Origin of the sequence: Paraburkholderia agricolaris (genome assembly GCF_009455635.1) — a bacterium.
GTDB classification, from domain to species: domain Bacteria; phylum Pseudomonadota; class Gammaproteobacteria; order Burkholderiales; family Burkholderiaceae; genus Paraburkholderia; species Paraburkholderia agricolaris.
Genome location: NZ_QPER01000001.1, coordinates 1,412,343 through 1,431,393 on the forward strand (window position 1 = coordinate 1,412,343; position 19,051 = coordinate 1,431,393).

General features: G+C 59.6%; 37 protein-coding genes. 30 read left to right on the forward strand and 7 right to left on the reverse strand.

All coding sequences use genetic code 11. The features are described from left to right. Nucleotides 1–9 precede the first annotated feature (9 nt). The 5 genes from GH665_RS39385 to GH665_RS06415 form a co-directional block, all read right to left on the reverse strand. Nucleotides 10–144 carry a hypothetical protein gene (locus GH665_RS39385; protein ID WP_281357205.1) on the reverse strand — a complete coding sequence of 45 codons (135 nt, stop codon included), beginning with the start codon at nt 142–144 and terminating at the stop codon, nt 10–12. Further along, nucleotides 144–296, reverse strand: coding sequence for a hypothetical protein (locus GH665_RS06400; RefSeq protein WP_153135146.1), 153 nt, complete (start codon nt 294–296; stop codon nt 144–146). The genes GH665_RS39385 and GH665_RS06400 overlap by 1 nt, the downstream gene beginning before the upstream one ends. Beyond that, nucleotides 293–682, reverse strand: coding sequence for a MazG-like family protein (locus GH665_RS06405; protein WP_153135147.1), 390 nt, complete (start codon nt 680–682; stop codon nt 293–295). Before GH665_RS06405 ends, GH665_RS06400 begins: the two co-directional genes overlap by 4 nt. A gap of 211 nt (nt 683–893) precedes the next feature. Beyond that, complete coding sequence (locus GH665_RS06410; RefSeq protein WP_153135148.1) at nt 894–1,277, reverse strand: hypothetical protein; 384 nt, start codon at nt 1,275–1,277, stop codon at nt 894–896. 17 nt (nt 1,278–1,294) lie between these two features. Next, nucleotides 1,295–2,602: a S24 family peptidase gene (locus GH665_RS06415; RefSeq protein ID WP_217361866.1), complete on the reverse strand. Its 1,308-nt coding sequence runs from the start codon at nt 2,600–2,602 to the stop codon at nt 1,295–1,297. A gap of 33 nt (nt 2,603–2,635) precedes the next feature. Between GH665_RS06415 and GH665_RS39390 the strand changes: the two genes are divergently transcribed. The 14 genes from GH665_RS39390 (at nt 2,636) to GH665_RS06485 (ending at nt 8,689) form a co-directional block, all read left to right on the forward strand. Further along, complete coding sequence (locus GH665_RS39390; protein ID WP_281357206.1) at nt 2,636–2,767, forward strand: hypothetical protein; 132 nt, start codon at nt 2,636–2,638, stop codon at nt 2,765–2,767. A 285-nt stretch (nt 2,768–3,052) separates the two neighbouring features. Beyond that, the gene (locus tag GH665_RS06425) at nt 3,053–3,220 is read left to right on the forward strand and encodes a hypothetical protein (RefSeq protein ID WP_153135151.1); all 168 of its coding nucleotides are present in this window, start codon (nt 3,053–3,055) and stop codon (nt 3,218–3,220) included. A gap of 137 nt (nt 3,221–3,357) precedes the next feature. After that, on the forward strand, nt 3,358–3,804 hold the full coding sequence (locus GH665_RS06430; protein WP_153135152.1) for a phage regulatory CII family protein: 447 nt from the start codon (nt 3,358–3,360) through the stop codon (nt 3,802–3,804). Next, nucleotides 3,804–4,082: a hypothetical protein gene (locus GH665_RS06435; protein WP_153135153.1), complete on the forward strand. Its 279-nt coding sequence runs from the start codon at nt 3,804–3,806 to the stop codon at nt 4,080–4,082. The genes GH665_RS06430 and GH665_RS06435 overlap by 1 nt, the downstream gene beginning before the upstream one ends. After that, nucleotides 4,079–5,089 (forward strand): helix-turn-helix domain-containing protein, encoded by a 1,011-nt coding sequence (locus tag GH665_RS38695; protein ID WP_246216152.1) that lies wholly within the window; start codon nt 4,079–4,081, stop codon nt 5,087–5,089. The genes GH665_RS06435 and GH665_RS38695 overlap by 4 nt, the downstream gene beginning before the upstream one ends. Next, complete coding sequence (locus tag GH665_RS38700) at nt 5,086–5,655, forward strand: DUF1064 domain-containing protein (RefSeq protein ID WP_167530920.1); 570 nt, start codon at nt 5,086–5,088, stop codon at nt 5,653–5,655. The genes GH665_RS38695 and GH665_RS38700 overlap by 4 nt, the downstream gene beginning before the upstream one ends. Nucleotides 5,656–5,657: 2 nt before the next feature. Continuing rightward, nucleotides 5,658–6,002, forward strand: coding sequence for a hypothetical protein (locus tag GH665_RS06450; RefSeq protein WP_153135154.1), 345 nt, complete (start codon nt 5,658–5,660; stop codon nt 6,000–6,002). Beyond that, nucleotides 5,999–6,364 (forward strand): DUF4406 domain-containing protein, encoded by a 366-nt coding sequence (locus GH665_RS06455; protein ID WP_153135155.1) that lies wholly within the window; start codon nt 5,999–6,001, stop codon nt 6,362–6,364. Before GH665_RS06450 ends, GH665_RS06455 begins: the two co-directional genes overlap by 4 nt. Then, on the forward strand, nt 6,361–6,825 hold the full coding sequence (locus tag GH665_RS06460) for a nuclease domain-containing protein (RefSeq protein ID WP_425496031.1): 465 nt from the start codon (nt 6,361–6,363) through the stop codon (nt 6,823–6,825). Before GH665_RS06455 ends, GH665_RS06460 begins: the two co-directional genes overlap by 4 nt. Continuing rightward, a complete protein-coding gene (locus GH665_RS06465; protein ID WP_153135157.1) occupies nt 6,825–7,145 on the forward strand; it encodes a hypothetical protein in 321 nt (106 codons plus the stop codon). Before GH665_RS06460 ends, GH665_RS06465 begins: the two co-directional genes overlap by 1 nt. Next, complete coding sequence (locus tag GH665_RS06470; RefSeq protein ID WP_153135158.1) at nt 7,142–7,411, forward strand: hypothetical protein; 270 nt, start codon at nt 7,142–7,144, stop codon at nt 7,409–7,411. The genes GH665_RS06465 and GH665_RS06470 overlap by 4 nt, the downstream gene beginning before the upstream one ends. Nucleotides 7,412–7,593: 182 nt before the next feature. Next, nucleotides 7,594–7,983: a hypothetical protein gene (locus tag GH665_RS06475; protein WP_246216154.1), complete on the forward strand. Its 390-nt coding sequence runs from the start codon at nt 7,594–7,596 to the stop codon at nt 7,981–7,983. A gap of 29 nt (nt 7,984–8,012) precedes the next feature. Continuing rightward, nucleotides 8,013–8,384, forward strand: coding sequence for a phage protein NinX family protein (locus GH665_RS06480; protein WP_153135159.1), 372 nt, complete (start codon nt 8,013–8,015; stop codon nt 8,382–8,384). 77 nt (nt 8,385–8,461) lie between these two features. Beyond that, the gene (locus GH665_RS06485; protein WP_153135160.1) at nt 8,462–8,689 is read left to right on the forward strand and encodes a hypothetical protein; all 228 of its coding nucleotides are present in this window, start codon (nt 8,462–8,464) and stop codon (nt 8,687–8,689) included. A 108-nt stretch (nt 8,690–8,797) separates the two neighbouring features. Here the strand turns inward: GH665_RS06485 and GH665_RS06490 are convergent, their stop codons facing one another. Then, nucleotides 8,798–9,100, reverse strand: coding sequence for a HigA family addiction module antitoxin (locus GH665_RS06490; protein ID WP_153135161.1), 303 nt, complete (start codon nt 9,098–9,100; stop codon nt 8,798–8,800). Between the two features lie 61 nt (nt 9,101–9,161). After that, the gene (locus GH665_RS06495; RefSeq protein ID WP_153135162.1) at nt 9,162–9,440 is read right to left on the reverse strand and encodes a type II toxin-antitoxin system RelE/ParE family toxin; all 279 of its coding nucleotides are present in this window, start codon (nt 9,438–9,440) and stop codon (nt 9,162–9,164) included. 91 nt (nt 9,441–9,531) lie between these two features. On the opposite strand from GH665_RS06495, the gene GH665_RS06500 reads away from it, so the two are divergent. From GH665_RS06500 to GH665_RS06565, 16 genes are all read left to right on the forward strand, one after another. After that, the gene (locus GH665_RS06500) at nt 9,532–9,939 is read left to right on the forward strand and encodes a hypothetical protein (RefSeq protein ID WP_153135163.1); all 408 of its coding nucleotides are present in this window, start codon (nt 9,532–9,534) and stop codon (nt 9,937–9,939) included. 6 nt (nt 9,940–9,945) lie between these two features. Further along, nucleotides 9,946–10,344, forward strand: coding sequence for an HNH endonuclease (locus GH665_RS06505; RefSeq protein WP_153135164.1), 399 nt, complete (start codon nt 9,946–9,948; stop codon nt 10,342–10,344). Nucleotides 10,345–10,491: 147 nt separating this feature from the next. After that, entirely contained in the window at nt 10,492–10,962 is a 471-nt protein-coding gene (locus GH665_RS06510; RefSeq protein WP_153135165.1) for a terminase small subunit, read from the forward strand. A 2-nt stretch (nt 10,963–10,964) separates the two neighbouring features. Then, nucleotides 10,965–11,138, forward strand: a complete 174-nt coding sequence (locus GH665_RS38705; protein ID WP_167530921.1) for a hypothetical protein — start codon at nt 10,965–10,967, stop codon at nt 11,136–11,138. Continuing rightward, a complete protein-coding gene (locus GH665_RS06515) occupies nt 11,138–12,850 on the forward strand; it encodes a terminase large subunit (protein ID WP_174771703.1) in 1,713 nt (570 codons plus the stop codon). Before GH665_RS38705 ends, GH665_RS06515 begins: the two co-directional genes overlap by 1 nt. A gap of 7 nt (nt 12,851–12,857) precedes the next feature. Then, nucleotides 12,858–14,141, forward strand: a complete 1,284-nt coding sequence (locus GH665_RS06520; protein WP_153135167.1) for a phage portal protein — start codon at nt 12,858–12,860, stop codon at nt 14,139–14,141. After that, the gene (locus GH665_RS06525; RefSeq protein WP_153135168.1) at nt 14,119–14,964 is read left to right on the forward strand and encodes a head maturation protease, ClpP-related; all 846 of its coding nucleotides are present in this window, start codon (nt 14,119–14,121) and stop codon (nt 14,962–14,964) included. Before GH665_RS06520 ends, GH665_RS06525 begins: the two co-directional genes overlap by 23 nt. Nucleotides 14,965–14,968: 4 nt before the next feature. Next, nucleotides 14,969–16,249, forward strand: a complete 1,281-nt coding sequence (locus GH665_RS06530; RefSeq protein ID WP_153135169.1) for a phage major capsid protein — start codon at nt 14,969–14,971, stop codon at nt 16,247–16,249. 70 nt (nt 16,250–16,319) lie between these two features. After that, nucleotides 16,320–16,475: a hypothetical protein gene (locus GH665_RS38710; RefSeq protein WP_167530922.1), complete on the forward strand. Its 156-nt coding sequence runs from the start codon at nt 16,320–16,322 to the stop codon at nt 16,473–16,475. A gap of 3 nt (nt 16,476–16,478) precedes the next feature. Continuing rightward, nucleotides 16,479–16,820: a head-tail connector protein gene (locus GH665_RS06535; protein ID WP_153135170.1), complete on the forward strand. Its 342-nt coding sequence runs from the start codon at nt 16,479–16,481 to the stop codon at nt 16,818–16,820. Beyond that, nucleotides 16,820–17,173, forward strand: a complete 354-nt coding sequence (locus tag GH665_RS06540; RefSeq protein ID WP_153135171.1) for a phage head closure protein — start codon at nt 16,820–16,822, stop codon at nt 17,171–17,173. The genes GH665_RS06535 and GH665_RS06540 overlap by 1 nt, the downstream gene beginning before the upstream one ends. After that, nucleotides 17,166–17,519 (forward strand): DUF3168 domain-containing protein, encoded by a 354-nt coding sequence (locus tag GH665_RS06545; protein WP_153135172.1) that lies wholly within the window; start codon nt 17,166–17,168, stop codon nt 17,517–17,519. Before GH665_RS06540 ends, GH665_RS06545 begins: the two co-directional genes overlap by 8 nt. A 4-nt stretch (nt 17,520–17,523) precedes the next feature. After that, nucleotides 17,524–17,958, forward strand: coding sequence for a phage tail tube protein (locus tag GH665_RS06550; protein WP_153135173.1), 435 nt, complete (start codon nt 17,524–17,526; stop codon nt 17,956–17,958). A gap of 3 nt (nt 17,959–17,961) precedes the next feature. Continuing rightward, the gene (locus GH665_RS06555; protein WP_153135174.1) at nt 17,962–18,345 is read left to right on the forward strand and encodes a hypothetical protein; all 384 of its coding nucleotides are present in this window, start codon (nt 17,962–17,964) and stop codon (nt 18,343–18,345) included. A 2-nt stretch (nt 18,346–18,347) separates the two neighbouring features. Then, nucleotides 18,348–18,653: a phage tail assembly protein T gene (locus GH665_RS06560; protein WP_153135175.1), complete on the forward strand. Its 306-nt coding sequence runs from the start codon at nt 18,348–18,350 to the stop codon at nt 18,651–18,653. Next, complete coding sequence (locus GH665_RS06565) at nt 18,646–19,047, forward strand: HK97-gp10 family putative phage morphogenesis protein (RefSeq protein ID WP_153135176.1); 402 nt, start codon at nt 18,646–18,648, stop codon at nt 19,045–19,047. Before GH665_RS06560 ends, GH665_RS06565 begins: the two co-directional genes overlap by 8 nt. Nucleotides 19,048–19,051: the final 4 nt, after the last annotated feature.

Genomic DNA, 19,051 nt, shown 5'->3' on the forward strand with positions numbered 1-19,051 from the left:
TTTACGGGATCAGGTGCAGCGCGACAGGCAGGTGAGGGCAGTCCTCGCGCCCCGTTCATCCCATTGCTGCACGGTTGCACACAGCAGCACGACGATCGCGAGGGCTGAAGTCGTCACGGCGACGTATTTGGCGAAGGCGCGCATCACAGCCATCCGTTGGCGCGTGCAAACACCACGCCGTACCAAAGGACTGCGATCACAAGCCCCGTCGCGACGATCTTGCAGCCGAGTGCGACGTGCCCCGAAAAGTCCGCACATGCGGCGAGCAGATCGTTGTCGCAAGTGGCGCGGTTCATGATGCGTAATGCCAATCGTCGCCCGCCAGTTCGACATTGCTACCGACGCGCTTGCTGACTTCATTGAATTTGTCGCGCGTCGCGCGGCCGAGGTCGACGCCACATTGCATTGCGAGGATGTCGAGGTAAGTCACGACGTCGGCGAACTCTTTCGCGAGGTCTGCGCGGGCTTCGTCGATCGTGAGATCGCCGCGCCGAACCTTTTTGATGAGATTCGCGGCTTCGCCGAGTTCGCCGGTGACAGCGGTCACCCATTCGCCCAGCGACCAGTCAGAGCCATCGGCTTTGCTGTGCGCGGGTTCGCCGAGCGCATTCTTGAATTGCGGCAGGCGGGCGGTGTTGGCGCCGCGCAGCGCGTCGAAGGTTAGGCCAGTGTGAAATCCCATCTCAAGGTCTCCCGGTAGGTCGGTGAGTGCGTGAGATGAATTAAACACTATGTTTATATATCAGTCAAACGTTTTGTTTAGTTGGCCTGTGTCGCCACGTCGATGCCGGGGTTGTCGTCCGGCAGATAGTTGATCTGGTCCGCATGACCGACGTAAAAAAAACCCGCCGGGGCGGGTTTTCAGATGCAAATTAGGCGGCACTCAGCCCTTGTCAAAACCAATGAAAAAGAGGGTCGGAAGGCCTCGTTTCATGAATCGGCTGATCGCCATTGAACAGGATGATGTAGTCTTTTCCTCCGGTGTATCCGCCATAACTGTTTTTCGCGTTGACGTGGACTGGCACAGCGTACCCGTACCACGCCACATCACCGCCGCGGAGCGATCCGTTGTTCGCATAAGCCTTCGCCGGGGCGCCAAAGTCATATCGTGCGGATTCCGGGTCCTTCAGTAATGGCTGAAAATGGCCCTTGATCATAGCTTCGTAGAAACGTGGCGGATTAACACGGGCAAACTGATCGGCAGTGGGGTGCTCAAACGCGCAGCCCGATGCAAGAACGGCGGCCGCGATCGAGGCCGCAAAAGTCTTTGTAAGCATTGAATCCCCGTGCGTTTCTAACCTGGTCGCCACGCGGACGGCTTTGCGATCCATCCTACGTAATGCATCTTCTCGATATTGTCTTTGTCGATTGCAATAGGTGCGTGCGCTTCATTTACCGAAATGAGGTGCACCCTACCTGCGCGCTCGTAAAGAAATTCCTTAACCATGACTCGGCCGTCTTTCGATTTGACTAACACTTCGTCGCCTGGCTCTATCACATGGTTTGGCTCAACGACCACGAATTCCCTGTCTTTAATTCTGGGACGCATCGAGTCCCCGATGCAACGGAGTGCGTACGCATCCTTGTCTTCGGTCGGCGCCGCAACGAATCCTTCTCCGTAACCAACGGGATAATCGATGTCGACGAAATGTCCGTTATCGCCCAATTGAGCAAACCCCACGACCGGCGCCCCGCGCCATTTAAGATCCGTGATCGGGTCGAACGCATCCGCGTACCGTACCGCCACCCCGGGCTCTCCCTTGCCCTTGAGCAGCCACACCGAATTCACGCCATAGGTATTCTGTATCGCGACAGCCTGCGCCATCGAAATATCGGGGCCAATCCCACCCAGCCACAGCGCGGCCGCCTCGACGCCGACGCCCGCGACGGACGCGAGTTCGGTCGGTGACACTTCCTTGTCACTGAGCGCGCGACGGAGCCGATGCGTGGATGTTTCCCCGGCTAGCAGTGTATCGCGGACAGCATCAGATTGCGTTTTGATTACGCCTTTCTTTCGATCACTCTTCGTCGAATCGGCTGATCCACCCTCGAGTTTGGCTTGCTGCGCGGTGGCAGCCATCATTGGCGGCACGCCGGTTTCGAGCCAGGTGGCACTGCAGCCGATCTGTTTTTGTGCGTCTAACATCCCGCCCTTCGAGACGCCGCGCCGTTGCCAGTTATTCACCAACTGTTCGGAGATGTTCAAAAATTTGGCGAGCTGCGCCGGCCCCTCGATTTGATGGAGGAGGCGAGCGGCTTCGTACAACCGTTCCATTGTCGCGTGCATGCGCGCAATGGTCGCCGAAGTAAACGTTTTGTTGTTCAACGGCACGTTTAGATTGCTTGCGACAAAACTAAACGTGGTGTTTAATGTTGTTTCATGAACACCGCCACCTTCTCCGTCGATTCCGACCGGGCGCTGATTAAGCAGCTCGGCGGCCCAGCGCGCGTCGCAGAGCTTCTCGGTTTCAAGAGGGGTGGCACGCAGCGCGTTCACAACTGGACCGCCCGGGGCATCCCGGCAAGCGTCCGACTGCGTCGCCCTGATGTCTTCGGTACTCCCACCGGCAATTTCGATAAGGCGGCGTGATGTGGCGCTCACGGGTGTACCCCGAAAATAAAGAGGCTCCCTGACATGAAGAGACTGTATGCGCGACTGGTGCTGTTGCTGATTCGCCCTGCTGTGCGGCTTGCGCTGCTCGAAGCGACGCAGCAGGGCGGCCAGACGCTTAATTTAAGGAAGGTGGTTGCTGTCGTAACTCGGTAAGAGCCTTTTGCAGGGCCTTGACGAATTGTTCTGCAACGTGCGGCTCGATGCTGAGCGCGCGTGAAGTGTGAACCTTTCCGAAGGCAGAGAATTTCGGCTCCAGCGTAATAACTTGTGTCGCTTGGTCGAAGCCTACTGAGCACTCGACCATTGGCCAGAAAGTTGTGCTGGGATCTGGGTTGTTTTCCATGGGGTCTTTGGTTGGTTGTTTCGCAGTGTGGAAGCTCGATTTTGCCATGAGCCCGAAACCCCGCCTTAATACGCAGCACGTTGGAGATAGAGAGCATGGCGCTCACAGCAACCGAACAGAAACAGATCCGCGAGGCGCTGTGCGCGATCGCCGCGCGCGGTGCGCGGTATCCCGACGAGTACGAGACGGCGCGCGTGAACCTGACGGCTCAGTTTGAGGCGCTGAAAGTGGCTGCAGCGCAACCAGCAGCAGTAGTGAAGTAACTGCCGCGCGTCCATCGGGCGCAGCGGCAGCAAAAGATTCCCGTAGCGTTTTCATTCTTCTTTTTCCTGTTTTCTTCTTGTTGAGTTGCACTTTAGTTGTACTAAGCGCAACAAAACACGTTTGTGTGGAGTAGCAATTGAACATCCTCGACACCCTGCACGCAGTTGCGCACGACTACAAAGGTGGCTGCGAATCCCTCGCCCCGCGCATCGGTATGTCGGCGGCTGTTCTCCGTAGCAAAGTCAACGTGGGCAACGAAACTCACAAGCCGACATTGGCGGAAGCGGTCCGCATTACCGAAATCGCCGACGACGACCGCGTGCTCGAGGCCTGGGCGCGTGAGCGCGGCTATGTGCTCGTGAAATTGCCTGATGCCGACAACTGCTCCGACGGCGCGGTACTTGAGCTTATGGCGAAGACCTGGGAAACGAACGGCGAGATCGGAAAGGAAGTAAATCGCACGTTCGAAGACAACCGCGTCGAGAAACACGAGGTCGCGCGAGTGAAGGATCGCGTGTGGAACCACATCGCCTCGCTGTTTGGCCTGGTTGGCCGCATCGAAGGTATGGCCGAGGACAGGTAATGCGGACGACACACACCCAACTGGCCGGCTATGACTCGGTCACGTGCGCGAAGAAGCGCACGCAAAAGCAGATGATTCTTGATCTGTTCTACAGCCCTTTCCTGACCCTCACGCGCCAGGAGATTTCCGACCGTACGAACATGCGGCTGTCGAGCGTTTGTGGCCGCATACGCGAACTGCTCGACGACGAGGCGCTCAAGGTCCGAGGCGAGCAGAAGTGCGCAGCCACTGGCGTGATGAACGAAACCATTGGCTTGCCTGCCGAGGTGAAAGCGTGAGCGTCAAGCTGATGACCGCCGTGTTCGATCGGTATCCGGAAGGCGGCGGCGAGATGCTGGTTGCGCTGAAACTGGCTGACCACGCCGAAGACAACGGAACGCACATTTATCCATCGATCAGCTACATCGCCGAGAAGACGCGCCAGTCTCCGCGCGCTGTGCAGTACCAGATTCGCCGCATGCAGCAGACCGGATTTCTCTTGCTGGTCGCAAACGCCGGTGGTGGTCGAGGCCGCGCGCGCGAGTACCGCATCAATCCCGACTGGATAAACGGTGCAGAGCTTGCACCCATTCCGTCTGGTTCAAAGGGTGCAGAAAATGCACCCAATGCAAAGGGTGCAAGCGAAGGCAAAAAGGGTGCAACTGGCGACAGAAAGGGTGCAAATGAAAGCGCAAAAGGGTGCAAAGCTTTTGCACCCGAATCATCAGGAACCACCAAGGAACCGTCAGAGAACCATCAACCCGCGCGGCGTGCGCCGCGAGTTGCGTTGCATGCTGAACTTCTCAACCTTGAACTTCCGGATTGGCTGCCATTCGACGCGTGGGACGCATGGTGCGAACACCGCGAGGCAAAGGCTACCGGCAAGAACGGAATTCCCTGGACGCGCCCGGCGGCTCGCGTTTCGCTGAAGAAGCTCGAACAGATCCACGCTCGCGGCATGAGCGTTGTTGACGCGATCGACGAATCGGTGCTGCGCGGGTGGACGGGAATTTGGGAAGCAAAAGATGCGGCGGCCGGTGCTGCGTCGGCGGCTGGCGCTGTCGATGGCTGGTGGCTCGAAGAAAAAGGTTGGCGCGAGCAGGGCAAGCGCCTCGGTCTTGATCCCTCGCGTTTCAAGTACTTCGAGCAATTCAAGGCGAGGGTGTGCAAGGCGCTCGGCCCTGGAGGATGGATGGAGTACCTGCTCGCCGCCGTCAGCCGCGAGAGCGAAGAGCGCGGCGAAGCTCTATACGCGTACCTCAACGACATTCCGCGCGAGAAGGTAGCGCAAGCGGAGGTGGTGTGACGAAGCGAGCACCCTGGCCGATGGTGGTTCCGTCAGGCACGACGATCGTAGGCACTGCGCGCGTGCGCGACGACGCCCGGCCGGCCATGACGACCGCACAACGCCGTATCTACGAATTGACCGGCAACCCGCCACAGACAAGCGCGCTGGACGATCCGCCTGATCCGTTCGAACCCAGTCAGCACGGCGGCATCACAACGGCGCACATAGCACCCGCGAAGAGGCCGGCGAAGTACCGCAACACGCGGTGCGAGCACAACGGCATCAAGTTCGACAGCCAGAAAGAGCGGTCACGATGGTTTCACCTGATCCAGTTGCAGGTGGCCGGCGCGATCTGCGACCTCCAGCTGCAAGTGTCGTTCGTACTGACGGAGCGCCGCCAGCGTGACGACGGCACATGGGAGCGCGCATCGAAGTACGTCGCCGATTTCGTGTATGTGGACGTGGCAAGCGGCAAGCAGGTTGTGGAAGACGTCAAATCGACGGCAACCCGGAAGAACCGCACCTACATCCAGAAGCGTAAACAGATGCTCGACAAGCACGGCATCACCGTGAAGGAGATCTAGAAATGGCATACACGACCATGAGCAAGCAGCAGCGCAAGATATGCGAATTTCTTGCCTTGCATCCGGGGTCGAACAGCGCCGAGATCATGGCGGGTACTGGATTCACCTACGAAAGCACGAAAAAAAAGCTGCGCACACTGAAGGAAAGCGGTCATGTGAAGGGGAGCGAATCGAATTATCGATCCACCTATCAACTGACGGGCAAGCCGTTTCCGCGTCTCGACGACTACGAGCCGAATCCGCGGTACCTGGCAGCGAAACAGCGAATGGCATCGCGCAACACGGTCGTCGATGTGCTGGTCGCCTCTATGGATGCGATGGTCAGGGTTGGGATGGGCGCCGCATGAAACTCTATCTCGCTGGTCCGATGACGGGCTATCCGGAACTGAACTTTCCGCTGTTTCACGCCGAGGCAGCACGTCTGCGTGCGCTGGGCTTCGAGATCGTCAACCCGGCCGAACTGAACGACGGCAATGATGATGACTGGCTCGCGTGTATGCGTGTGGACATTAAGGCTGCTGTCGATTGCGACGGCGTCGCGCTCTTGCCCGGTTGGGAGCATTCGCGCGGCGCGCCGATTGAGCACCGCCTTTTGCGCGATCTCGGTCTGCGCGTGTTTCAAGCGACGCACATCATCAATTTGGTTTGTGACATGCCTGTGCTGTCGGACCGGGCTCTGATCGCGCTAATCGATGCGGAGGCGGTTTGAAGCGATCAGCGCCAATGCAGCGTAAGACGCCACTCGCGCGTACCGGCTTCAAACGCCAGGCGCCGGCAGCGGCATTCAAGACGACGTTTCACACGAAAACTGTGTTGCGCAACGCGGCACTCAAGACGCGGCGAAAGCGCGTCACAGTGGCCGAGGGCGGCAAGTATCTCGCGGCATGCCGCGGCGAACCTTGCTATCTGCGTGTGCCCGGCGTTTGTCCGCTCAACCCGAACGATGAAACGATCGTGCCGTGTCATGAAAACAGTCTCGCCGCCGGAAAAGGTATGGGGTTGAAGTCCAATCACGCTCGCACGCTGCCGGGTTGCTTTTGGTGCCATGCGTGGCTTGATCAGGGAAAAGCTGATCGACTGACGAAGGGAACGATATTTCAGATGGGGATGAACGACTGGTTGCCGCGTCGCGCCCGAAAGATGGGATTGGAAATGCAGGAGGCCGCGTAATGCAGGTGTTTGCGCATTTGCCGCTGAAAACGATGCGCGCCGTGCGCGGCCATAGGCAATCGAACTATCACAGCGGCTGGTTCAATGCGGTGCGCCTGATCGGACCGCCGCGACCGTATGTCGCCAGCAGCGATAGAGGTCGCGAGTACATATGGGCCGACATCGATGTACCTGACGATCTGCGCGGGCACATGGAGCGGCAAGCCATCAAGGCAGACGGCACATACCGAGTGCAGGTGAGCGTCAACACGCATCGAAAGACGCTGGCGGCGTTTCTCGCCAGTGGTGATCTGGAATGGGACGTAAGGGGAGTGGCATGAGCGCGTACGCCTACATCGACATTGAGGACGTCCCGGCGAACCTTCGTGAAACCAGCGTTGAGCGCCCCGACGAGATAAGCCCGGAAAAAACCCTCATTGCTTTCGAGGGATGCCCGTTCGCCGGTGAAATATGGAAGCGCCAACGCGCGCATGACGGCGCCGATGCGACGGACGTCATTTTCCCGTTCCCGCGCGCCGTTGGGCCTCGAAACGACCTCGTCGCTTGGTTCATGAATTGGGGCATTCACTTTAGGGTGGTCATGTGACGGCAGGGTCGCGCAGCCTGTATCGCGATCCAGTCGAAGCGCTGATCGCAATCGAGAGTGCGACATGCAAAGGCTGTCCACACGAACGATCTTATGAATTTCTCGGTGCTATGCAAACGATCTGCGCAATTGGAATGAAGCACGGCGAACGCTGCCAACAATACGGAAAGAGGCAACCCAACATGACGACAGACGCCATTGCGGCAGACGAGATCGACGCTGTGCTCACCGAGTGGTACGAATGGAGCCAGGCATACGAGCCCGCGCTCGGTCATGGTCGTGCGTCGGCGAGCTGCCGCGACTTCAAGATTAGCAATCAGTGGATGGATTACGACGATCTGTCCGAGACCGTTGATCGGCAGTTGCGCGCGGCAACCGGGCAGGGTGTCGATCCGCTGATCCAGAAGCTGTCGCTCGCGCACCGCGTCGCCGTAATGACCGCGTGCCGCAATTTCGTCGCCGGTTCAGTCGTGTTCCGCAACCCGCGCAGCCCGACGACACAGGACGCCGACTACGCCGAAGCGAAGCGCCTTTTGCGTCCTGCCCTTATCGCGAAGGGATTGCTCGTGTAGTCGTAGAATGGCGGAAAGGAGGTCTCGATATGAAAGTGGATGCCTTGAATTGTTCGCAACTTGACCATTGGGTCGCGAGGGCTGAAGGATACTCGCATGTGTCACTTGTCCCGCACGACAGGTGTGGCACGTGGTACGCGGGCGAAAGCTCTGGAGGCATCAATGACTGGACTCCGTCGACAAATTGGGGGCAGGGAGGGCCGATCATCGAGCGTGAGCGGATCATTGTTAAGCCCTATAAGGATGGCACATGGGGCGCCGATTACGAGTTCGATCCAGATGCTCGCGGCGGCCACTTCTATATGTCATCAAAGGAAGGTGACACGCCATTAGTCGCCGCTATGCGCGCCTACGTTGCGGCAAAGTTTGGCGACGAATTGCCTGACGTTCGGACAAGTTGACGGCTGGCCTGTCGATGAACCGCGACCCGACGGTGCGTTCTGGTACGGCCCAAGCACCCGCCTTCTGAGGATCTACAATGAAATGGACGACTGAACTGCCGACCGAGGAAGGCTGGTATTGGATGCAACGCGGCGATAAAACCGAGGTTGTCAGAATCGCGATGCTTGGAAGCGATATGGATACTTGGCAAAAGCCTATGCTCCATATCTATTCACCCAGCCTTCCGGGAAGTGCGCCAGTTGTGCGCGCCGAATTCAGCAAGGCGAAATGGGCAGGCCCAATCACTCCACCGAGCGAAGAATGATCGAAGTGCTTGACGATCTCGACGGAGATATGTGATTATTCGCCCGTGGTGAGTTCGCTCGTCCAAAGAAAAGCCCGCTAGGTGAAAACCTCGCGGGCTTTTTGCGTTTCAGGCGGCGTGAGCGTGCTGGCGAATCTCTTCGATCTTTTCCGCGCCGATCTTCTCTTTCGCCATTTCAGTGTCGTAGTGCGTCTGAAGGTTCATCCAGCTTTGCGGGTCGGTGCCGAAGAATGCGCCGAGCCGCACAGCCGTATCGGCCGTGATCGAGCGTTCGCCCTTGACGATCTCATTGATTCGCCGAGCGGGAACTCCGATCGCCTTCGCGAGCGCGTACTGGGTGATGCCCATCGGTTCGAGCCAGTCCACGGCCAGGATTTCTCCCGGCGTGGCCAGCGGAATTTGCCGTGCCATATGTTGCTCCTGGTGCTTGCGTTTGTGCTGTTGGGAAAGCGGCGTTTCCGCCGCTCCCGCCTTAATGGTAATCAACGATCTCTACATCTGAGGCGCTGCCGTTTTCGAACTTGAAGCAGATGCGCCACTGGCCGTTGATTCTGATACTGAACTGCCCTTTCCGATCTCCTTTCAGTGCTTCCAACCGATTGTTTGGCGGGACGCGTAGGAAGTTGAGGTCTGAAGCCGCGTGAATCTGTTGCAGCTTCCGGATTGCGACGCTCTCGATGTTGGCGAATCGTGCTACTCGGATGCCTTCGAAGAGAGCTTTTGTGTCGCGGCATTTGAACGAAGTGATCATGTAAAGGATAGTAACGCATGGCGTTAATAACGTCAAGCGTTACTATCAGTTATTCTCGCCTCCGCGCCTCACTACCAGCATCACCGACGTCATGAATCTCAAAGCCATCATTCAGAAGATCGCCTCATGGTTCAAGACGGAGGCTAAAGCCGTCGAGCAAAACGTCATTGAGAAGGCGCAGGCCGAGTTCGGCACGCTCAAGACTGTGGTCAAAGACGGCAGAACATATATTCAGGGCATCGGTGTTGGCATCGACGGCCCGCTCGACATGTGGTTCATGGCCAAAGACGGCAGCTTTTCAATCACCGACCCTTCTATCGAGGCAAGTATGAGCACTCCCGCAGCAGCACCGGCAGCAACCGCGCCGCAAGCCAGCAACGTCAACGCCGCAGTGCAGATCGCGCTTGTGCTGAAGGCGATCGATGCATCGTTGTCGGTCGAAGCCATTCAGGCCGCGACCACCGCAGCGCTCGCCGCTGCATATCCGGTCGCTGCGTAACACGACATGCCGCGCCTGCGCACATTGGCGACTCGCCTGCAGTCATTGCCAAGCCGAGTCGCCATTGCCGAGTCGCCGTCGTGGCGAACAGGCAAGACGAGCAGCGCTGCGCGCGGCTATGGCTACGACTGGCAGAAGCTGCGTGCCAGGCATCTGGCCGAGCATCCGCACTGCGTCTACTGCCTGCGCGATCTCGGCATGGTCGGCATGTCGCCGGCCGATGTCGTGCTCGCATGCGCCGATCGCGGCGTTGCCGAACCGCTTGGCACGATAGGGGATCACATCGTGGCGCATCGAGGCGATGATCGCCTGCGGCTCGACCCGAACAACGTGCAGACGCTCTGCAAGCCGCACCACGATGGTGAGAAGGCACGCGCCGAGCGCGGTTCTCATCAAATGTTGTAAAAATACGACAACATGCAACGAATGTTGTAGAAAAACAACAATAGGCAACGCCTAACGGGTGGGGGTGTCGAAAGTCTGAGGCTATTTTTCGCCTCGACCGACCGTTCCCGCACGCGCAGAAAATTTTCCCCTTTGAGGATTTTGTTAATGGCTTTAACAGCGAAAAAGAGGCTTTTCGCCGACGCTGTTTTAGCTGGCAAAGCCAATAAGGACGCGGCAATCGCCGCTGGTTACAGTGCCGCGACGGCCTCGGCTGCAGGTTCGCGCCTTGTTAAAGATAAGGATGTGGCCCTTTACATGGCCGCGCAGCGAATCGAGCAGGAATCGAAGGCCGCCGCAGCGGCAAAACCCGCCGTTGATCGATCGCCGCCGCCGGATTTCGATCCGTACGCGTTGACGAGCTTCACAGATCCGAAGGCTTTCCTGATCGCTGCGATGAACGACGGCCGGACCGAACCGAAGCTTCGTGTAACGGCTGCGGTGGCGTTGATGCCGTTCGTGCACGCAAAGGTCGGCGAGACGGGCAAGAAGGATGCGAAGGGCGCGGCCGCCGAGAAAGCGGCGAACAAGTTTGCGTCGCTTGCGACGCCGAAACTCGTCGTCAACAACCGGAAATAGCAATGGATGAGATCGCTGGCGCAGTGGACACACTGGAAAACCTAATCGCGGCGCTTAGTCTGCCCATGCCGGATTCGATCCACTTGCAGGCATTGCGCGCCAAACTCCCCGAGGTGCGCGACGCTGTGAAGCGCGGCTACCTGTCGGCCGGTGGCGAGGACGTCTGGGCTAACTGATGGAGTGGTCGACAGCGTGTCCGGATTGGCCTGATCGGATTCGAGCCGGTCGCTCGATCATCCCACCGCCGATTTTTCCGGAGCAGGCCGAAATCGCGCTGAACGTTTTCAAGCAGCTCAAGATCGTCGATGCGCCTGGCAGTCCGACGTTCGGCGAGTCTTGCGCTCAGTGGGTGTTCGATCTCGTCGCATCGATCTTCGGCGCGTACGACCCGGACAGCGGGCGGCGCCTGATCACCGAGTGGTTCGTGTGCATCCCGAAGAAGAACAGCAAATCGACGCTGGCCGCCGGGATCATGATGACCGCGATGATCCTCAATTGGCGCCAGTCTGCCGAGTACGCAATCTTGGCGCCGACGATCGAGGTCGCGAACAACAGTTTCGCGCCGAGTCGGGACATGGTGAAGCACGAAGAAGACCTCGACGAACTGTTTCAGGTGCAAACGCACATCAAGACGATCACGCATCGCGTCAGTGGCGCGGCATTGAAGGTCGTCGCCGCTGACGCAAATACCGTCAGCGGTAAGAAGAGCGTCGGGACACTGATCGACGAGCTTTGGCTGTTCGGAAAGCAGCCGAACGCCGAAGATATGTTGCGCGAAGCGACCGGCGGTCTCGCGTCGCGGCCCGAAGGCTTCGTGATTTACCTGACGACGCAGTCGAATGATCCGCCGGCGGGCGTGTTCCTGCAGAAACTGCGTTACGCGCGAGACGTGCGCGACGGAAAGATCCACGATCCGTGCTTCGTACCGGTGATTTTTGAGCATCCACCAGAGATGGTGAAGCGCAAAGAGCACCTGAAGGTCGAAAACCTTTCGATGGTCAATCCGAATTTCGGTTATTCCGTCGACCAGGCATATCTGGAGCGCGAGTTCCGCAAGGCGCAAGAGGGCGGCCAAGAGTCATTCCGCGGCTTTCTCGCGAAGCACGCCAACGTCGAAATCGGGCTCGCGCTGCGCAGCGATCGTTGGGCCGGCGCAGAATTTTGGGAGGCTGCCGCGCTTGTGCCGGGTCTGACGCTCGACCAGTTGATCGAGCGCTGCGAAGTGATCGACGTTGGCATTGACGGTGGCGGCCTTGACGACCTGTTGGGTCTTGCTGTCGTCGGGCGGGAGCGCGGTACGCGCAACTGGCTGGCATGGACGCACGCTTGGGCACATCCATCAGTGTTCGAACGCCGGAAAGAGATCGCAGACACGCTCCGCGACTTCGAGAAGGAGGGCGACCTGACGGTCGTCGAGCAAATCGGCGACGACGTCGAGGACGTTGCACAGATCGTCGCGACGATTCATCAGGCCGGACTGCTGGATAAGGTTGGCGCCGACCCGGCTGGAATTGGTGGCGTGCTCGACGCGCTCGTCGCCGCGAAGGTGCCGGAAGACAAGGTGATCGGCATCTCGCAAGGCTGGAAACTGTCCGGCGCAATCAAGACGACCGAACGACGCGTCGCCGCGGCGAGCGGCCGCGGTCTCGACGAAGGTATCGGGGACGGCGGCGTACTGGTCCACGGCGGCCAACGCTTGATGGCGTGGTGCGTCGGCAATGCGCGCGTTGTGCCGGTGGGCAATGCCGTGAACATCACAAAACAGGCCAGCGGGACGGGCAAGATTGACCCGCTGATGGCTATTTTCGATGCGGTATCGCTGATGGCGCTCAATCCGCCGGCTCAAGGGCCGTCGGTGTACGAGTCGCGCGGCATTCGATTTCTTTGAGGTGTGAATGGGTTGGTTCGATTTCATCCGGCGGGGCAACCAGCCGGAGGCCCAAACTCGCCCTGAAACTCCATCGCCGCGCGCGGAAGCGCCGGCGGGCAGCGAGACGTTCACCGGCTTAGACGATCCACGCCTGCTCGAGTACATCCGGCGCGGCGAGTTGGATGGTCGCGATCCACGCGCGGCGCGCGCGCTACGGAACATGGCCGTTTTGCGCTGCGTGACGCTGATTTCCGAAGCGATCGGCATGCTGCCGTTGAATCTCCAGAGCAGCGACGAGACGAAAAGGGTGCAGACCGACAACCCGGCGCACCGGCTGCTCAAGTACAAGCCGAACGACTGGCAGACGCCGATTGAGTTCAAGAGCCTCATGCAACTGCGGGCACTGCTCGACGGCCAGTCGTTCGCGCGGACTATCTGGTCGGGAAACAGGCCGATCCGGTTGATTCCGATGGATCGCGGTTCGACGAAGCCGCGGCTGACGGACGCCTGGCAGATCGTCTATGACTACACCACGCCAGGCGGCGACCTGATTACTCTGCAGGCGCGCGACGTTTTTCACTTGCGCGACCTCTCGCTCGATGGCGTGAATGGCGTGTCGCGTATCAAATTGTCGCGTGAAGCGTTGGAACTTGCTGAACAGGCTGAGCGTGCCGCATCGCGCACATTCCGCACCGGTGTAATGGCGGGTGGCGCGATCGAGATTCCGAAAGAGCTTTCCGACAACGCCTATAAGCGCATGAAGGAGTCGCTCGCCGATAACCACTCGGGCGCGGAAAACGCCGGTAGCTGGATGCTGATCGAAGAGGGTGGCACGGCCAAGCAATTTTCGATCACGGCTGTGTCGGCGCAGCAGATCGAGACCCGCAACCATCAAATCGAAGAGGTCGCGCGCATGTATGGCGTGCCGCGGCCGCTTCTCATGATGGACGACACGAGTTGGGGCAGCGGCATCGAGCAGTTGGCAATCTTCTTTATCCAGTATGGCCTCGGGCACTGGTTTGTCTCATGGGAGCAGGCCGCCGCGCGCAGCTTCATCCCCGACAACCAGCTCGATAAACAGCAATTCAAGTTCAACGAAGGCGCGCTATTGCGCGGCACGCTCAACGATCAGGCGTCGTTCTTCTCGAAGGCGCTCGGCGCTGGCGGTCAGGCGCCGTGGATGTCCCAGAACGAAGTGCGCGAGCTCTCCGACCTGCCGAAATCCAGTGATCCGCAGACCGATGCGTTGCGCAATCCAATGACACAGAAACCGAAAGGGACTGGCGATGAGCCTCCTGCAACTGCCTGAGATTCGTGCCGATTTCCGCCTGGGCGCGGCGCAGTTTGATATGCGTCCGGATGCGCTTGAGCGCTGGGAGCCCGAGGTGCGCGCGGCAAATGATGGTTCGCCGTCGATTTCGATCTACGACACCATCGGCGACAACTGGGAGGGTACCGGTGTAACGGCGACGCGCATCTCCGCCGCGCTGCGCAGTATCGGTGCGAACCAAGCCGTCACGGTCAACGTGAATTCGCCCGGTGGCGACTTCTTCGAAGGCGTCGCGATATACAACCTGCTTCGCCAACACCAGGCGAAGGTCACTGTGCAGGTGCTCGGTCTTGCGGCATCTGCCGCATCCGTGATCGCGATGGCTGGCGACGAGATTTTGATGGGTGAAGGCTCGTTCCTCATGATCCACAACGCGTGGACGGTCGCGATCGGCAACCGGCACGATCTGGCTCAAGCGGCGCAGACGCTCGAACCATTCGACGCGGCAATGGCGAACTTGTACGCGAAGCGGGCAGGAATCACGCAAGGCGACGCGGCGAGCCTGATGGACAAGGAAACGTGGATCGGTGCCGACCAAGCTGTGAGCAACGGTTTTGCAACCGGCTTGATCGAAAGTGCCGAAGTCAGCAAGACACAGACGTCATCGTCGACTACGCGAAAGACGCTCGCGATTGTCGAGGCGTCGATGGCTAAGGCGGGCTACTCTCGCTCGACCCGTCGCGAAGCAATCAAATCACTTTTGTCCGGCACGCCGAGCGCTGCTGGAAACCCTGCCATGCCGAGCGCTGGCGAAGACGTTGCAGCATCGCTGCAAACCCTCATCAACGCATTGGGAAATTGAAACCATGAACAAACGCATTCTCATCGCCGCGATCGCGGCATCCCTGACAGGTAACGCCGGCGCCGTCACGCGCGGCATCGTCTCGGTGCGCGCGGACAGCGGCGCCGGCGACGTAAAGGCGCTCATCGAAGGCGTGAACAAGGCTTTTGCCGAGTTCAAAACCGAGCATACGAAGCAGCTCGAGGCGGTCAAGGCCGGCTTGCCGGCGTCGGACATCAACGCCAAGGTGGAGAAGATCAGCGCTGATCTGGATGCATTCCAGAAAGCGCTGGATGATCACAGCATCAAGATGGCGGCCCTTGAAATGGGCGGCGGCGGTGGTGCGAAGCTGCGCGACGCCGAATACACCGACGCCTTCCGCGCGCACGTGAAGCGCGGCGAGATCAACGCAGCGCTCAACAAGGGTGCCGACGAGCAGGGTGGCTATCTGACGCCCGTCGAATGGGATCGCACGATCATCGACAAGCTGGTGCTGATCTCGCCGATGCGCCAATTGGCGCAGGTTCAGACGGTCTCGAAGGCTGGTTTTTCGAAGCTGTTCAACATGGGCGGCACGGCGAGCGGTTGGGTCGGTGAAACGGATGCGCGACCGCAGACTGGCACGGGCACGTTCAAGTCGCTGTCGTTCGCGTCGGGCGAGATCTACGCGAACCCGGCGGCCACGCAGCAGATCCTCGACGACAGCGAAATCGATCTCGAAACTTGGCTGGCTAACGAAGTGCAGACCCAGTTCGCGAAGCAGGAAGGTCTCGCGTTCCTTTCGGGTGACGGCGCCAACAAGCCGAATGGCATCCTGACGTATGTTGCCGGCGGCGCGAACGCTGCAGCGCACCCGTTCGGTGCGATCCCGGTTGTGAACAGCGGTGCCGCAGCGACCATCGCGTCGGACAGCGTCATTGATCTGATCTACGACTTGCCCAGCGCTTTTACCGGCAATGCGCGCTTCACGATGAATCGCAACACGCAGCGCGTCATCCGCAAGCTGAAAGACGGCCAAGGTAACTATCTGTGGCAGCCGTCGTATGTCGCGGGGCAACCGGCGACGCTGGCGGGCTATCCGATCACGGAAGTGCCCGACATGCCGGACGTTGCGGCGAACTCGACGCCGATCCTGTTCGGCGACTTCAAGCAAACGTACCTGATCGTCGATCGTATCGGCGTGCGCGTGCTGCGCGATCCGTACACGGCCAAGCCGTATGTGCTGTTCTATACCACGAAGCGCGTGGGCGGCGGTTTGCTCAATCCGGAACCGATGCGCGCGATGAAAATCGCCGCTGCCGCGTAACTCGAATCTCCGTAGGGTGTGTGGTTTAAGGGGCGTCCTTGTGGCGCCCCTTCTTTTTTTGGAGGCAGATATGAAGTTCATCAAGGCGTTCCGCGGCGTGCCGGAGGGCGAGATTTATCCCAAGCAGTTCGAAGCCGGCGACGAGTGCCCGCCGGAACTCGAGGCAGGTGCGAACGAGCTCGGCGCGCTCGAAAGCGCCAAAAAACCGGCGAAGGTCACCGAATAAGCAATGGCACTCGTCGATCTAAGGCTGGCGCTCGGCTTCCTTCGGCAGGACGCCGGCGTGGAAGATGACGTCGTGCAGGCGCTGCTCGACGGCGCGACGCAGTCGGCGATCGACTATCTGAATCGCCAGGTGTTCGACGATGCTGGTTCGATGGCCGCCGCGGTCACTGCCGGCACGGCCGGCGATAACCCGATGGTCGTCAACGGTGCGGTCAAGGCGGCGATCCTGAAGACGACCGGCGAACTGTATGCAAACCGTGAGGATTCTGCTCTCGGACATGTAGTCGAGCTGCCGTTCAATGCGCGGACGCTGCTGCGCCCGCACCGAATCGTGCCGGGCCTCTGATGCGCGCGGGCGATCTTAACCGGCGTGTGCGCATCGAGCGTAACGGTGGCGCCGAGGATGAGCTTGGCCAGCCGATTCCCGGCTGGGTCGAGGTCACTACCGTCTGGTGCAACGTCAAGATGCTGACCGGCAAGGAAACGTTGACCTCCGAGGCTGAAGTTGCCAACGCAACCGCAAGCCTCCGAATTCGCTATCGAACGGGCATCGATAACGGCATGCGCGCTGTGCTGCTGAAGTTCGTCGACGGGCAATCGGTCGAAGACGTCGTTTTCAACATTCTCGTGCCGCTGCCGAATGTGGCGAGCCGCGAATACACGGATCTGGCCTGCTCGGCCTTTTCTAACAATGGCTAGTGCTGAATCCATCACCGCGGTGGCGCTGAAGCCGCTCGCCGGCGGTCGCGTCTATCCCGACGTTGCGCCGGCGTCTCCAACGAAACCGTACATCGTCTATCAGTCTGTCGGTGGCGTCGATGAGACGACATTCGACGGCCCCGACACGCTTCAAAACAGCCGCATGCAGGTGGCCGTATGGGCAACCACGCGCGCCGAGGCGGCAACCATCATCAAACAGGTGCGCTCTGGGCTGACTGCCGCGCCTGTTCTCGGGACGCCGATTGGCGCGCCCGTGAGCGTCTACGAGGACGACACGAAGCTTTACGGCAGTCGGCAAGACTTTTCTATCTGGTATCAGGAGTGAAACCATGACCAGCACCGCGATTAGCGCGCAGGGCAGTAAGTTCTTCATCGACACCGCAGTTAAGGGTGCCGCACAACCCACCTGGACGCAGGTAAAGAACGTGAAGTCGTACAGCGGATTCGACGGCAGCGCGACAGAAATCGACATTACCGATCTGGATTCCGAGGCGAAGGAGAAGCGCCTCGGGCTGATGGATAACGGCTCGTTCTCTATGGACGTCAACGTGAATATGGCCGACCCCGGCCAGGCCGCGCTCAAGGTCGCGCAGAAGGCGTCGAGCCTGGAGTCGTTTAAGTTGCAGTACCCCGATGGTACGGCCGACGCATTTAGCGCGTCTGTGAAGTCGTTTCCAATCGCCGGCTCGACTGATGGCGTGATTACGTCAACCATCGCGCTCACCGTGTCCGGTGCGGTTAAGCCGGTGGCAGCGGGGGCTTGAGCAATGCTGACAAAAGAACAGATTTTCGCGGCGCGGGATTTACAGACCGAAGACGTCGATGTGCCCGAGTGGGGTGGCAAGGTGCGTATCAGCGTCATGAGCGGACGAACCCGCGAGGCGCTGATGGCTTTGTTGCAGGAGCCGCAAGCTATGTCGCGGTTTCAGGCGCTGGTGCTCGCGAGCACGGTCGTCGGCGACGACGGCGCGGTCGTGTTCTCCGAAGGAGACATTGAGCAGCTTCGCGACAAGAGCACAGATGTTCTCGTGCGCCTTGTCGACGTCGCCATGCGTTTGAACAAGATCGGTGCGAAGGCGACGGAGGAAGTGGAAAAAAACTCCGAAGCCGCCATGAGCGGCTCTTCTGGTTCCGACTCGCCCGCGAATTAGGAATGTCGGTTGCGCGCTGCCAGGAAGAGGTTAGCAGCGCGGAATTCGCTGAATGGCTCGCGTACTACCAGATCGAACCCTTCGGGACGCGAATGGATGATCTTCGAGCGGGCGCGATCGTGGCGGCGATCTACAACGTCAACCGTGACACAAAGAAGGCGCCGGATCCATTCGGCCCTAGCGACGTCATTCCGTGGATAAATGGCCTCACACCGGCACAGGATGCAGAGCCGGTGTTGCTGGACGATCCAGCTGAGCAGACTGCAATGCTTCGCGCCTCACTCTTTGGCAGGACGGCGCATGGCTAGAGCGTTTGAGACATCGAATCCGGGTGCGCTCACGGCGCAACTGGACGCACTCGACACGGCGGTTAGCGAATCGACGCTGCGCAAGGCTGCGCTCGTCGGCGCAAATATCTTTCTGGCAGAAGAGAAACTGCGAATTCCCCGCGATACAGGCAAGGGCGCGCAGTCGCTGATCATTGCCTATGACGCTGAGCAATCTGTGCCAGGAAAACTGGCGTCGTACATCGTGACGTGGCTCAAAGACGCGTATTACCTGCGGTTTGTCGAGTACGGACGCTCAGGTATGGCCGCGGAGCCGTTCAAGAGGCCGGCATACGAGGCAAAGAAGAAGGCGGCAGCCCAAGCGGTTGCCGATGCGATCGACTCCGAGATCAAGGCGAAAACAAGTGGCAAATGAGAGC